The organism is Streptomyces sp. NPDC127038, from assembly GCF_042725875.1.
Lineage (GTDB): Bacteria > Actinomycetota > Actinomycetes > Streptomycetales > Streptomycetaceae > Streptomyces.
In genome coordinates this window covers 1-13,634 of record NZ_JBHXDQ010000058.1, presented here as the reverse complement: position 1 = coordinate 13,634, position 13,634 = coordinate 1, and the positions used below count along the sequence as shown (strand labels likewise).

Annotated in this window: 13 protein-coding genes; 7 read left to right on the top strand and 6 right to left on the bottom strand. The window is 74.5% G+C overall.

Translation table 11 applies throughout. The annotated features are described in order from the left end of the window. Positions 1-44 precede the first annotated feature (44 nt). Positions 45-851 carry an SDR family oxidoreductase gene (locus tag ACFWI4_RS31195; RefSeq protein ID WP_387203045.1) on the bottom strand — a complete coding sequence of 269 codons (807 nt, stop codon included), beginning with the start codon at positions 849-851 and terminating at the stop codon, positions 45-47. A gap of 142 nt (positions 852-993) precedes the next feature. On the opposite strand from ACFWI4_RS31195, the gene ACFWI4_RS31190 reads away from it, so the two are divergent. Then, positions 994-1,626: a TetR/AcrR family transcriptional regulator gene (locus ACFWI4_RS31190; protein ID WP_387203042.1), complete on the top strand. Its 633-nt coding sequence runs from the start codon at positions 994-996 to the stop codon at positions 1,624-1,626. Between the two features lie 10 nt (positions 1,627-1,636). Here ACFWI4_RS31190 and ACFWI4_RS31185 read toward each other — a convergent pair whose 3' ends face one another. The 3 genes from ACFWI4_RS31185 to ACFWI4_RS31175 are packed head-to-tail and all read right to left on the bottom strand — an operon-like array spanning position 1,637 to position 4,503. Beyond that, positions 1,637-2,887 carry a sensor histidine kinase gene (locus ACFWI4_RS31185; RefSeq protein WP_387203040.1) on the bottom strand — a complete coding sequence of 417 codons (1,251 nt, stop codon included), beginning with the start codon at positions 2,885-2,887 and terminating at the stop codon, positions 1,637-1,639. Positions 2,888-2,902: 15 nt separating this feature from the next. Next, the gene (locus tag ACFWI4_RS31180; RefSeq protein ID WP_385400376.1) at positions 2,903-3,622 is read right to left on the bottom strand and encodes an ABC transporter permease; all 720 of its coding nucleotides are present in this window, start codon (positions 3,620-3,622) and stop codon (positions 2,903-2,905) included. Next, positions 3,622-4,503 carry an ATP-binding cassette domain-containing protein gene (locus ACFWI4_RS31175; RefSeq protein WP_387203145.1) on the bottom strand — a complete coding sequence of 294 codons (882 nt, stop codon included), beginning with the start codon at positions 4,501-4,503 and terminating at the stop codon, positions 3,622-3,624. The genes ACFWI4_RS31180 and ACFWI4_RS31175 overlap by 1 nt, the downstream gene beginning before the upstream one ends. Positions 4,504-4,889: 386 nt before the next feature. On the opposite strand from ACFWI4_RS31175, the gene ACFWI4_RS31170 reads away from it, so the two are divergent. The 3 genes from ACFWI4_RS31170 to ACFWI4_RS31160 are packed head-to-tail and all read left to right on the top strand — an operon-like array spanning position 4,890 to position 7,858. Then, on the top strand, positions 4,890-5,747 hold the full coding sequence (locus ACFWI4_RS31170) for a MaoC/PaaZ C-terminal domain-containing protein (RefSeq protein ID WP_387203036.1): 858 nt from the start codon (positions 4,890-4,892) through the stop codon (positions 5,745-5,747). A 34-nt stretch (positions 5,748-5,781) separates the two neighbouring features. After that, positions 5,782-6,858 carry a Zn-dependent alcohol dehydrogenase gene (locus ACFWI4_RS31165; protein WP_387203032.1) on the top strand — a complete coding sequence of 359 codons (1,077 nt, stop codon included), beginning with the start codon at positions 5,782-5,784 and terminating at the stop codon, positions 6,856-6,858. Between the two features lie 49 nt (positions 6,859-6,907). Continuing rightward, positions 6,908-7,858, top strand: a complete 951-nt coding sequence (locus tag ACFWI4_RS31160) for a 3-oxoacyl-ACP reductase (protein WP_387203029.1) — start codon at positions 6,908-6,910, stop codon at positions 7,856-7,858. A 114-nt stretch (positions 7,859-7,972) separates the two neighbouring features. Here the strand turns inward: ACFWI4_RS31160 and ACFWI4_RS31155 are convergent, their stop codons facing one another. Further along, entirely contained in the window at positions 7,973-8,143 is a 171-nt protein-coding gene (locus ACFWI4_RS31155; protein WP_387203026.1) for a hypothetical protein, read from the bottom strand. Between the two features lie 48 nt (positions 8,144-8,191). Further along, positions 8,192-11,065: a hypothetical protein gene (locus ACFWI4_RS31150; protein ID WP_387203023.1), complete on the bottom strand. Its 2,874-nt coding sequence runs from the start codon at positions 11,063-11,065 to the stop codon at positions 8,192-8,194. 287 nt (positions 11,066-11,352) lie between these two features. Here ACFWI4_RS31150 and ACFWI4_RS31145 point away from each other — a divergent pair, with 287 nt between their 5' ends. From ACFWI4_RS31145 to ACFWI4_RS31135, 3 genes are all read left to right on the top strand, one after another. Further along, complete coding sequence (locus tag ACFWI4_RS31145; RefSeq protein WP_385400391.1) at positions 11,353-12,204, top strand: Nif3-like dinuclear metal center hexameric protein; 852 nt, start codon at positions 11,353-11,355, stop codon at positions 12,202-12,204. Next, positions 12,201-12,944, top strand: coding sequence for a zinc ribbon domain-containing protein (locus ACFWI4_RS31140; RefSeq protein ID WP_385400626.1), 744 nt, complete (start codon positions 12,201-12,203; stop codon positions 12,942-12,944). Before ACFWI4_RS31145 ends, ACFWI4_RS31140 begins: the two co-directional genes overlap by 4 nt. A gap of 12 nt (positions 12,945-12,956) precedes the next feature. After that, positions 12,957-13,634 (top strand): reverse transcriptase-like protein (locus ACFWI4_RS31135; protein WP_387203019.1); only part of this gene is annotated, 678 nt, incomplete at its 3' end.

The window sequence follows — 13,634 nt, the reverse complement described above, 5'->3', positions numbered from 1 at the left end:
ACGTCCGGACGGTCGCCGCCCGGCGACCGCCCGGCCGCCGGGGGTCAGCGGCCCGTGGGCAGGTTGGCCCCGCCGGTGCAGTCGAGGACGACACCGGTCATGAAGCCGTTGGTGGCCAGCAGGTGCAGGGCGCGGGCGATGTCGCCGGGACGGCCGACCCGGCCCGCCGGGGTGGCGTCGGCGATCCCCTGGAACAGCACCTCGCGCCGCGCGGCGGGCATGGCGTCCCACCAGGGCGTGTCGACGACCCCGGGGGAGACGGCGTTGATCCGCAGCGGCGCCAGTTCGACGGCGAGCGGCGGGACCATCGCCTCCAGGGCGCCGTTGATCGCGGCGAGTCCGGCCGTGCCGGGGAACGCGGCGCGCGCCGAGGCCGCGGTCACCAGCGTCACCGAGCCGTCCGCGCGCAGGTGCGGCAGCGCGGCCCGCAGGATGCGCACGTACGGCCAGAACTTCGCGGCGAACCCGGTCTCCAGCTCGGCCAGGTCCAGTTCGGCGAAGGGACCGGCGCCCGCGGCCCCGCTGAGCGACAGGACCAGGTGGTCCAGCGGGCCGGACCCGTCGAAGAACGCGTCGATCTGCGCGGGGTCCGTGCCGTCGAGGCGGTACGTGGTCGTCTTCCCGCCGATCCGCGCGGCGGCGGCCTCCAGCTTCTCCCGGTCGCGGCCGGTGACGACGACCTCGGCGCCGTCCGCGGCGAACAGGGCCGCCGTGGCCTCGCCGATGCCGGAGCTGCCGCCCATCACGACGACGCGCTGTCCGGCGAGCGGGAGGCCTGGGGAGGGGGCGGTGCCGGGGCCGGTGGCGGTGGTGCTCGGGGTGGTGCTCGTGGTGTTCGGGGTCGTGCTCATGGCGGGGCTTCCCCTTCCGGAGCGTCGAGGCTGCTGCTGAGCCCCTTGACGAGACTGTCGGTCTCGTTAAAGTGTTGCCGAGACTGATGGTCTCGTCAAGGGATCGCGGAACCGGACCGCCGGAATGGGAGAAGATCGGGCCATGGAAGCGAACGACACCGAGGGCCCGGCCGCCGGTACGGGGCCGGGAGAGCCCGCGGCGCGGCCGCACACCGGGCGGCGGCGGAACGAAGCCGTACGGCAGGCCGTCCTCGACGCGGCGCTGCGGCTGCTCGTGGAGTCGCAGGGCGCCCCCATCACCGTCGAGGCCGTCGCGCGCGCCGCCGGCGTCGGCAAGCAGACCCTCTACCGCTGGTGGCCCTCGAAGGGGGCGGTCCTGCTGGACGCCCTCACCGACCGCGCCGGCCAGGACGTACCGCCGCCCGACACCGGATCACTGCGCGAGGACCTGCGCGCGGTGGTCGGCGCCACCTTCGACGCGGCCCAGCGCGCCCCCTGGGGCCCCGCCCTGCGCACCCTCGTCCGCGAGGCGGCGGGCGACCCCCACCTCGCCGAGCTGCTGCGCGCCTACACCGGCACCCGGCGCGCCCTGCTGCGCGACGTCCTCGACCGCGGCCGCGCGCGCGGCGAACTCCCCGCGGGCCGAGACCTCGACCTCATGGTCGACCAGGTCTACGGCCTGTTCTGGTACCGCTTCCTGCTCGGCCACGCCCCCCTCGACGCGGCCGCCGCGGAACGCCTCACCGACTCGCTGCTCGGACCCGGCGCCCCCTGAGGGGCACGGCTCACCTCGACGCCTCGGTCAAGTCCGCCGCGTCCACCGGGAGTTCGGCCCGCACCTCGAAGCCGCCGCGCGGGGCGGGGCCCGCCCGCAGGGAGCCGCCCGCCGCGGCGAGGCGCTCCGTGAGGCCCTTGAGGCCGGTGCCGCCCACGCCCGGCTCGGGCTCCGCCGGGGAGGCGTCCGTGCCGTTGTCCGAGACCGTCAGCCGCACGAGGTCCGCGGTGCCGTCGACCGTGATCTCGCAGCGCGTCGCGTCGCTGTGGCGCACCACGTTGGTGACGGCCTCGCGCAGCACCCAGCCGAGCAGGGCCTCCGTCTGCGGGACCAGGGGCGGCCCCGACTGCCGTACGACCGGCTCCACCCGCGCAGCGGCCAGCACCGAACGGGCTCCGTCCAGCTCCGTGGCGAGACTGCCCTCGCGATAGCCGGTGACGGCCTCGCGGATCTCCGTCAGCGCCTGCCGGCCGACGGACTCGATGTCCGTGACCTGGGCGAGGGCCGCGTCCAGATCGCGGGGAGCCAGACGGCGGGCCGCCTCCGACTTCACCACGATGACGGAGAGCGTGTGCCCGAGCAGGTCGTGCAGGTCGCGGGAGAAACGCATCCGCTCCTTCTCCACCGCCCGCCGCGCCAACTCCTCCCGGGCCGCCCGCAGTTCACGCACCGCCTCGGACAGGGACAGGATCGCGGCCGTCACCATCGTGGACAGGAACGTGCCGTAGGCGACGTTCACCGCGTCCCAGCCCGCACGGACGAAGGAGACCGCCGCCGCGAGCGCCGTCAGACCGAACCCGATCCTCCCGAGCCACGGCCCGCGCACCACCGCCCCGGTGGCCAGCCCGAGCAGGGGGAAGAAGTACAGCCAGGTCCCCCCGTAGCCGAGGGCCAGGCCGCAGGTGATCACGCCCATCAGCACCAGCGCCACCCGGGTCGAGCGGGCCTCCCGCTTCGTCCGCACGAACGCGCGGAACGTCACGTAGATGTACAGCGAGTTGAAGGCGAACAGACCGAGACCGCCGATCCACGGGTTCGCCGTCCTGCCCTGGAGGAGGTTGGAGAAGGCGCCCATGCCCAGGAGCAGCCAGGGCAGCAGCGCGAAGCCGGTCGGCGGCGGGCCCGGGTTCTCGGGCATCGCGCCGCCGCTCCTGCGCGCCGCCCGCCGTTCGGCCTTGAAGCGCTGCATGTCGGCCCTCCAGCGCCGGCGTTCGGCCCGCAGCGCGCGGATCTGGCAGCGGATGCCTTCCATCCCGGGCATGTCCCGTCCCCCGTCTCAGACAGTTCGTGCGGATCGACGGTAGGAGATCACGGCGTACGAACCGAACACCAGCAGCCAGGCGGCGAGCACCGACACCGCCGTCAGACCCGGTGCCCGGCCCTCGGTGACCGACACGCCGAGCTGCGCGAACCGGTTCGTGGGCGTGTACGCGGAGACCGAGCGCAGCCAGCCGGGGAAGAGGGTGAGCGGGAACCACAGCCCGCCGACCACCGCGAGCCCCAGATTGCACACCATGTTCACCACACCCGTCGTCTGCGCGGTCATGCGGTAGCCGTTGCCGAGACCCAGCAGGGTGAAGGGGACCGAACCGAGCCACAGCAGCAGGGCCGTCGCGGCCCACTGCCAGGCGTCCATCCGTACGCCGTTGACCAGACCGCCGGCCGCGAGCACCGCGACGATCGAGGGCAGCACGGTCACCGAACCGGTCAGCGCCCGCCCGAGCACGACCTGGCGCGAGGTCATCGGCGTCACCCGGAGCTGCCGCAGCCAGCCGGTCACCTTGTCCTCGGCGACCCCGCCGCCGGTGTTCAGCGCCGAGCCGACCGCCCCGTAGGCGGCCATCCCGACCATCGAGGCGGTCCTCCACGCCCCGTCGTCGCCCCCGCCGAGGTTGGTGAACAGCAGATACATCATCACCGGCATCGCCACGCCACCGATAACGAAGCCGGTGTCGCGCAGCGTCCGGCGCACTTCGAGCCGCAGATAGTCGAACATCACACCGTCTCCCGTCCGTGCGAGGTGAGGGCCATGAACGCGTCGTCCAGGGACGCGGGGGCGACCTCCAGGCCGCGGATCGCGCCCCGTTCGGCCAGCGCGACCACCGTCGCGTCCGAGTCGTCGGTGCGCAGCCGGGCCCGTTCCCCGCGCACCTCCACCGCCACCACCCCGGGCAGCAGCGCCAGGTCGTCCGGGGCGGGCCCCGCCAGGTCGAAGGAGACCAGGTTGCCGCCCGCCGCCCGCCGCAGCTCCTCCCCGGTGCCGTCCGCGACGATCCGCCCCCGGTCGACGACGACGATCCGGTCGGCGTGCGCGTCGGCCTCCTCCAGGTAGTGCGTGGAGAACAGCACCGTGTGGCCGCGCCGGGCATAGGCCCGCATCGACTCCCAGAACGCGTGCCGCGCCTCCACGTCGAGCGCCGCGGTGGGCTCGTCCAGCACGATCAGCGCGGGGTTCCCGGCGAGCGCCACCGCGAACCGCACCCGCTGTGCCTGTCCGCCGGACAGCCGGTCCACGCGCCGCCCGGCCAGTTCCGTGACGCCCGCGAGCCGCAGCGCCTCGGCCACCGGGAGGGGACGCGGATAGCGCCCCGCCACGAAGGAGACCAGCTCCCGCACGGTGATCCGCGGCACCGGCCGGGTGTCCTGGAGCATCGCGCCGACCCGCCCGGCGCGCACCGCGTCCTGCGGGCGGGCGCCGTAGAGCTCGACCGAGCCCTCGTCCGGCTCGTCCAGGCCGAGCAGCAGGGAGATCGTCGTCGACTTCCCCGCCCCGTTGCGGCCCAGCAGGGCCACCGTCTCGCCGGCCGCCACGTCGAGGTCCAGACCCGCGACGGCGCGTACGTCGCCGAAGGTCTTGACCGCGCCCCTGAAGCGCACCGCCGGCGCGGTCCCGGCCGCCGGTGGTGCGGACGTCCCCAGCGGCTCTCCCGCCGCCGCCCCCGCTGTCGTCCCCGTCGTCTGTGTCATGACTACGACGCTAGGGGCCGGGGGCGGTGCCCCGGCAGATGCGATTGTCGGCGATCCGCCGGGACAAATGTCACGGCCTCCGGCGCGACGCGTTCCCGTGAAGAGCCGGTGTGGCGACTCGATCTGACATGGCGTCAGTAGTCTTCACAAGTGCTGGACGCTGGGCTATACAAGGGGTCGCCGGACTGGAACGCGTTCTAGAACGAGCGTGCTCCGCGGCCCAGTGTCGACCTCGGTGCGGCCGACGGTGCGGACGGCCGCACCGAGGTCTTTCGCGCAGTCGAGCAAGGAGCCCCATGCCCATTGACGCCGCCAAGGCCGTCGCAGCGGAACCGCGGACCGGCGAGATCGCCTGGAGCCACAAGGACGTCCAGCTCTACCACCTGGGGATCGGCGCGGGCGTTCCCGCGACCGACCCCGACGAACTGCGCTACACCCTCGAATCCCGGCTGCACGTCCTGCCGAGCTTCGCCACCGTCGCGGGCGCCGGCTCACCCGGCGTGATCGGCGGACTGTCCATGCCCGGCGTCGACGTCGACCTCGCCCGGGTCCTGCACGGCGGCCAGAGCGTCCGCCTGCACCGCCCGATCCCCGCCGAGGGCACGGCCACCGCCACCGGACGGATCGCCGCCGTCTACGACAAGGGCACCGCCGCCATCCTCGTCATGCGCACCGAAGTCGCAGACGCCGACGGCCCGTTGTGGACCAACGACGCCCAGATCTTCGTACGCGGCGAGGGCGGCTGGGGCGGCGACCGGGGCCCCGGCACCCGCCTCGAAGCCCCCGCCGGCCCGCCGGACCGGACCGTGGAACGCCCGGTCCGCGAGGACCAGGCCCTGCTCTACCGGCTGTCCGGCGACTGGAACCCGCTGCACGCCGACCCCGAGTTCGCCAAGCTCGCCGGGTTCGACCGGCCCATCCTGCACGGGCTGTGCACGTACGGCATGACGCTCAAGGCCGTCGTCGACACCCTGCTCGGCGGCGATGTCACCCGGGTCCGCTCGTACACCACCCGCTTCGCCGGCGTCGTCTTCCCCGGCGAGACCCTGCGCATCCGGATGTGGCGCGGCGACGGCGCGGTCCGGGTGGCGGTGAGCGCGGCCGAACGGGACGACGCGCCGGTCCTCGCCGACACCGTCGTCGATCACGCCTGACACCCGTAGGAACCGTCCCGAGGGGAGCCGCACCATGCGCGCAGCCGTACTGCACGAGACAGGCCAGGACAAACTGGAGGTCCTCGACGACGTCGAGGCGGTGGGCTTCGGGCCCGGCAAGGTGCGCGTCCGGGTACGGGCCACGGGACTGTGCCACTCCGACCTGTCCGCGATGAACGGCGTGCTGCCCCAGCCCGCGCCGTTCGTGCCCGGACACGAGGGCGCGGGCGAGGTCACCGAGGTCGGCGAGGGCGTCACCCACGTGAAGCCCGGCGACCGCGTCGTCATCTGCTGGCTGCCCGCCTGCGGCGCCTGTCCCTCCTGCAAGCGGGGCCAGACCGAACTGTGCCTGGCCGGATTCATGAACGCCGGCACCCCCAACTTCAGGCGCCCCGGCGGTGACGTCTTCGGCTTCGCGGGCACCGGCACCTTCGCCGAGGAGGTCGTCGTCGCCGCCGGCTGCGCGGTCCCCGTCCCCGACGACGTGCCCTACGACATAGCCGCCCTGATCGGCTGCGGGGTCACCACCGGACTCGGCGCCGCCCTCAACACCGCCGACGTGGAAGCCGGTTCGTCGGTCGCCGTCATCGGCTGCGGAGGCGTCGGCATCTCCGCGATCCAGGGGGCCCGGCTCAAGGGCGCCGCGGAGATCGTCGCCGTCGACCCGGTCGCGTCCCGCCGCGAGGCCGCCCTCCGCTTCGGCGCCACCCGGGCCGTGGCGCCCGACGAACTCGCCGACGCCAAACAGTCGGTGACCGCGGGCGAGGGCTTCGACTACGTCTTCGAGGTCGTCGGGAAGTCCGTCACCGCCCGCACCGCCTACGACCACACCCGCCGCGGCGGCACCCTCGTCGTCGTCGGCGCCGGAGCCATGGACGACCACCTCCAGCTCAACATGTTCGAGCTGTTCTTCGACGAGAAGCGCATCCTGCCCTCCATGTACGGCGGCGGGGACGTCCTGCGTTCCTACGAGCGCACGATCGCCCTGTGGCGCGCCGGCCGCATCGACCTCGAAGGCCTGATCACGCACCGGGTGCCGCTGGCCGGGATCAACGAGGCGCTCGACCAGATGCGTTCGGGCACCGCGCTGCGGACGTGCATAGAGATCTGACCGGGGCGCCCGCCGGCGCGGACCGCCACCACGACCGCTAAGGATCCTGATGTCACTGCCACTCGAAGGGCTCACCGCGATCGTCACCGGCGCGGGACGCGGGCTCGGCCGGGCCGAGGCGCTGGAACTGGGCCGGCTGGGCGCCGCCGTCGTCGTCAACGACTACGGACAGTCCGGACGGGACGGCTCGGGCGAGGCCTCGGCCACCCCGGCCGAGGAGGTCGCCGCCGAGATCCGTGCCGCGGGCGGCCGGGCGCTCGCCCACACCGGGGACGTCTCCGACCACCGACAGGCCCGCGAACTGGTCGAGTCGGCCGTCACCGGCTTCGGTGGGCTGGACATCCTCGTCAACAACGCGGGCATCCTGCGCGACCGGATGGTCTTCTCGATGACCGAGGACGAGTGGGACTCGGTCGTCAGGGTCCATCTCAAAGGCCATTTCAACACCACCCACTTCGCCTCCGCCCACTGGCGGGCCCGCTCCAAGGCGGCCGGCGGGCCCGTCTACGGACGGATCGTGAACACCTCCTCGGAGGCGTTCCTCGCCGGCTCCGCCGGACAGCCCAACTACGCGGCGGCCAAGGGCGGGATCGTCGGCCTGACCACCTCGACGGCGCTGGCGCTCGCCAAGTACGGCGTCACCGCCAACGTCATCTGCCCGCGTGCCCGCACCCGGATGACGGAGGACGTCTTCGCCGGATTCGGGCTTCCCGAGGAGGGGCTCGACCCGCTCGCCCCCGAGCATGTCGCCCCGCTCGTCGGCTACTTGGCCTCTCCGGCCGCCGCGCACGTCAACGGACAGCTTCTCGTGGTGCACGGCGGCATGGTCGCGGTCGTCGAACGGCCGCGGGTGGCGGCCAAGTTCGACAGCAAGCAGGACACGTTCAGCCATGACGAACTCGACGCGCTGCTCACCCCGTACTACGCGGACCGGCCGCGCGGCGAGACGTTCGCGGCGGCGGAGGTGCTGGCGCTGAAGCGGGACGGGTCCCCGCGCTGAGCGGACGTCCCCCCGGAGGACCGGTGCCGCGATCGATACGGCCCCGCTCGCCATGGTGCGAGCGGGGCCGTGTGTCGTTCGGTGTGCCGTGGGAGCCGGGCCCCCTGCGGACCGTCAGGCCGTCGTGGCCTGCTGGCCGGACGGCTTGCGGTGGCGGCCGTGAGGGGTCGCCTCGTCGTCGTGGCCGGAGACCGGGCCGCGGTGCTTGCCGTGGCCTTCGGACCCGGTCGCCGACGTCTCGTGGACGTCCCCGACCGGCGCTTCCATGGTGCTGGTGTCGTTCATTGAAGTGTTCACCCCGTATGCAAGATCCTTCTTTACAGCCGGGGGAGTCTAACGTGCGGTCATCGCACGGGAGTCGGAGGGTGACGTTTCTTCGCCCGTCCTGTCCCTTTTCTCCTCGTCCGTGTGGGCCAGTACACACGGACCGCCGGATTCCAGGGAGTTCAAGGACCCCAGGGACTCCAGGGGATCCGAGGACTCCACGGGCGCCTGCGGGGCGGTGGGGAGCGGACGCAGGGTGACCTGTCCCCTGAACGCGCCGACGGACTGCGGTGTGTCGGAGGTCCCGCTCCCGGGGGTGTCTCCGTCCACCGGCTTCGGGCGCACGCGGGCGCCGAGGCTCATGCCGGGCGGGGGCGTTTCGGCGACCTTGGTCCAGAGGGGCGGTTCGGGCGGGGCCGGGGCCGTGACGGGAGCGGCGGGGGCGTGGCCACCGGCGTCCGGGGCCGGGGCGGCGGGGGCGCCGGCCCCGGTGACGGGACCTGCGCCGACCGACGTGGCGGGCGGAACCGGCTCGGCCGTCTCGACGACGACGGTCATGCCGCCGGGGAGGGTCCCGTCGGCCCTGGTCCTGAGCCCCATGCCGGGCGGGGGCGTCTCGGCGACCTTGGTCCACAGTCCGGGCTCGGTCGTCGGCGCCGCGGCCCGGCGCGGCGGCGCGGGCACGGGTGCCGTGGACACGGAGGTCACGGGTGCGGGCGCGGCCATGGACACCGAGGTCCTCGGCGTGGACGCCATGGGCGCGGGCTGCTGGGTGACCCTGGTCCAGCGGCTGGGCCGGACCGGCCCTGTGGCCTCGGGGGCGCGCCCCACGGCCGGCGGGAGCGGTTCGGCGTTCCCGGCGGCGGCGAGCCGTACGACGGGAGGCAGCGGCTCGCCCGTCCCGTGACCGGGATACGGGCCGTCCGCCCCCGGGGTCCCGGCGGGCAGGGCCCTGGGCGTGAGGCTCGTCACCGTGGACAGCGTCTTTGGCCCCTCGGAGGCGGGGCCCGCACCCGGCCACGGCGCTCCGGCGGCTTCCGCGGCGCCTGCGGCACTTGTCCGGGGTGCTCCGGGCCCGTCCACGGCGTGGGGCGTGCCCGGCTGCGGCGCGAGGGCGGGGCTCGCACCCGGCTGCGGCGAAGCGGCCGCTTGGATGCCGCGGGTGGTGCCGGCCTGCGGCGCCACGGGCCCGTTCACGGCGAAGGGCGTGCCCGGCTGCTGCGCTACGGCGGGGCTCGCACCCGGCTGCGGCGACCCGGCCGCTTGGATGCCGCGAGCGGTGCCGGCCTGTGGCGCCCGGGGCCCGTCCACGGCTTGGGGCGTGCCCGGCTGCTGTGCTCCGGCCGCTTCGGCGGTGCGTGCGGCACCCGCGTGCGGTGCTCCCGGCCCGTCCACGGCGTGGGGCCTGTCCGGTTGCGGCGCGACCGTTGCGGCTGCGCCCGGCTGCGGCGACCCGGGCCCGGCCACGGGGTGGGGGGCACCCGCCTGCGACGTCCCGGGCCAGTCCAAGGCGCGTGCGGCACCCGCGTGCGGTGCTCCGGGGGCGTCCACGGCGCGGGCGGCGCCCGTTCCCGGAGACCCGGGCCCGGCCGCGGGGTGGGCGGTGGTCGTTCGGGAGGGGTCCGGTTCGGGAACGGCTCGGGCCGAGGCCGTCCGCCATGTCGCGCGGTCGTCGGTGGCCCGGGTCGCCGCCTCCTTGCGGGCGCGGGCGATGCCGTCGCTCAGCGCCAGGTGGGCCGGGATCGCCCGGGGCGGGTCGATCGCCGCGATCCGCCGGGGCGGAACGGCCGGAGGGACGGTCCGCAGGGGAGCCTGCTGAAGGGGGAGCGGTCGCGGTGCGGGGAGACCGGGCAGGGACGGAACCCCCGCGTCCGGATCCTCCGCCCCCTCGGGCGCCTCCAGCCGCGCGACCCCGCACGGGACGCCCCCGGTGACGTACGGCAGCCGGAGCACCCCCTCCGCGGTCCACAGTCCCGTGCCGGGCAGCCAGCCCTCGGGCGCCGGGCGATGGTGGATACGGCGTTCGGACGGGCGCCACACACCCACCCAGGTGCCCCCCGGCCCGTCGAGGCGCAGGGCGACCGCGCAGGACTCCGGGGTGAGCACCTGGCCGGGCTGGATCGCGAACGGGCTGATCGAACAGCCCGTCGCGCTCAGACAGTCCGGGAAGCGGACGGGCAGGGTGCTGCCGAGCACGCCCCAGCCGAGCCGGTCCCGGCCGGGGGACGGCGCGTCGGACCGGATCAGCAGCAGCCCGCTGTCCGCGTCCGCGAGGAGCAGCCGGTCGTTGCTGTGCTCGGCGATCTGGAGAAGCGGTGAGACCTCGCCGCCGCGCTCCAGGTCGACGACCACCGTCTTGGTGCGGCCGTCCAGGGACCGGTCCAGCGCGAGCAGCCGCCCCGTGCCGTCCAGCCACACCCCGCCCGAGCAGTGGCCCGGCACCTCGGCCATGTGCTCCGGGCCGAACGCGCCGCCCGCCACCAGCCACACCGCCGTCGATCCCCGGCCCACCGCGAGGGCGTAGGCGCGTTCGCCGTCCGGAGCGGGCGGCAGCAGCCGCAGCACCGTGCCGGCGTCGGGGCACTCCACAGCGCCGAGCGGCAGCTCGCCCGTGCCCGGCCCGGTCGGATAGAGCAGGGAGAAGGTGTGACGGCCGTCGTCCACGCGATGGATGAGCACCCTGCCGTCGGAGAGCGGCAGCACCTCGTTGCCGGGCTCCTCCGGCTGCGGACCGGGCAGCGGTACGGCGTACGGCTCGGGTCCGTCCAGCGTCCAGCGCTCCGGGTACCAGCGCTCGCCGTCGTGGGCGAGCCGTGCCCCGTAGGCGCCGTCGGCGGTGATCACACAGCCGGGAGGAGCGGCCCACCGGCCCGCCGCGTCACCGTACTCGGCGCCGCTCGCGCGCCCGCTCCTCGCCAAGGGTTCTCTCGCACCGGCCGTCATCGTTCGGTCACCTCCGGCGACGAAGGTAGTTTTCGCACGCACAGGCGGGGAGGCGACGGGCTGCTGCTTCACACATAAGGGTGGCCGTGTCCGGATTCGCCTGAGGGAACGGGTCGGATGTGCTGAAGGATGGCGGGAAGCCGTGCACGGCCGTACGCCGGGATGCGGCCGCCCGCCGCCGCCCCGGCACGGGTCCCGTGGGCCCGCCGGCCGCGCGGGCGCCGGTCCGCACGGGTCCGTGGTCCGCGACCGGCCGGACAGGGACCTGGGGCAGGTAGCCTTTCCCCGTGCCCCGTCTGTCTGAAGTCATCGCCGCGCTCGACGCCCTGTGGCCCCCGGAGCGGGCCGAGGGGTGGGACGCGGTCGGCACCGTCTGCGGCGACCCCGACCAGGAGGTCACGCGCGTCCTCTTCGCCGTCGACCCGGTCCAGGACATCGTCGACGAGGCGGTCAAGCTGGACGCCGACCTGCTCGTCACCCACCACCCGCTCTATCTGCGCGGTACGACGACCGTGGCGGCCGGCACCTTCAAGGGCCGGGTCGTGCACACGCTGATCAAGAACGACATCGCGCTGCACGTCGCCCACACCAACGCCGACCGCGCCGATCCGGGGGTCAGCGACGCGCTGGCCGGAGCCCTGGACCTCCGGGTCGTACGGCCCCTCGTCCCGGACACCACCGACCCCGAGGGGCGCCGCGGCCTCGGCCGGGTCTGCGAGCTCGACCATCCGCTGACCGTGCGCGAACTCGCCGCCCGGGCCGCCGAGCGGCTGCCCGCCACCGCGCAGGGCATCCGTGTCGCGGGCGACCCCGACGCGCTCGTACGCACCGTCGCCGTCAGCGGCGGCTCCGGCGACAGCCTCTTCGACGACGTGCGTGCCGCGGGCGTCGACGCGTTCCTCACCGCGGACCTGCGGCACCACCCGGTGTCGGAGGCCCGCGCCCACAGTCCTCTCGCGCTGCTCGACGCGGCGCACTGGGCCACCGAGTGGCCCTGGTGCGAGCTGGCCGCCGCCCAGCTCGACGAGATCTCCGACCGGAAGGGATGGGGACTGCGCGTCCACGTCTCCCGGACGGTCACCGACCCCTGGACCGCCCACGCGGCCTCACACCACGAAACCTCAGGAGCCCCCAACTGAACGCCGCGCCCGCCGACCAGATCCGACTTCTCGACGTCCAGGCCCTCGACTCCCGTGCGCAGCAGCTCGCGCACAAGCGGAGGTCGCTGCCGGAGCACGCCGAGATCGAGTCGCTGAACAAGGACCTCACCCAGCTGCGCGACCTGCTCGTGGCCGCGCAGACCGAGGAGAGCGACTGCGCCCGCGAGCAGACCAAGGCCGAGCAGGACGTCGACCAGGTGCGTCAGCGCGCCGTGCGCGACCAGCAGCGGCTCGACTCGGGTGCCGTCACCTCCCCCAAGGACCTGGAGAACCTCCAGCGCGAGATCGTCTCCCTCGCCAAGCGCCAGGGTGACCTGGAGGACGTCGTCCTGGAGGTCATGGAGCGCCGCGAGTCCGCCCAGGAGCGGGTCGGCGAGCTGACCGAGCGGGTCTCCTCCGTCCAGGGGAAGATCGACGACGCGACCGCGCGCCGTGACGCCGCCTTCGAGGAGTTCGACGGCGAGACGGCCTCGGTCACCAAGGAGCGCGAGGTCATCGCCGCGTCGGTGCCCGCCGACCTGCTCAAGCTGTACGACAAGCTGCGCCTCCAGCAGGGTGGCGTCGGCGCCGCCCGGCTCTTCCAGCGCCGCTGCGAGGGCTGCCGTCTGGAGCTCAACATCACCGAGGTCAACGAGGTGAAGGCGGCCGCTCCCGACACCGTGCTGCGCTGCGAGAACTGCCAGCGCATCCTGGTGCGCACGTCCGAGTCCGGCCTGTAGGGAGTCCGGCTCGTGCGGGAGTTCATCGTCGAGGCCGACGGGGGTTCCCGGGGCAACCCGGGGCCCGCGGGCTACGGCTCCGTCGTCATCGACGCGGCGACCGGGGAGACGCTGGCGGAGCGCGCCGAGTTCATCGGCGTGGCCACCAACAACGTCGCCGAGTACCGGGGCCTGGTCGCCGGTCTCGAAGCGGCCCGCGACCTCGACGCGACCGCGCGGGTCAGGGTCCGGATGGACTCCAAGCTCGTGGTCGAGCAGATGTCCGGACGCTGGAAGATCAAGCACCCGGACATGAGGCCGCTGGCGGCGCGGGCGGCCGGGGTCCTTCCGGGCTCCCAGGTCACGTACGAGTGGATCCCGCGCGAGCGCAACAAACACGCGGACCGGCTGGCCAACGAGGCGATGGACGCGGGCAAGCGGGGCGAGCGCTGGTCCCCGCCGGAACCGGCCACCCGCTCCACACCCCCCGAGCCGCCGGCCCCACCCGGCAACGCGACAACAGGCGCGGCCAAGGCCCGAGCGGCCCTGAAACAAACCCGCACGGAAACGCCCCGCGAGCCCCGCGCCGGGGCCGACCTGGCCGCCCGCTCACCGGCACCGGAGGTGCCCCGCAAGGGGCGCGAGGAACTGCGCGCCCAGCCGTCGACGGCCGACGGCCGGGCGACGACGCCGGCCGGCACGCACATGCCC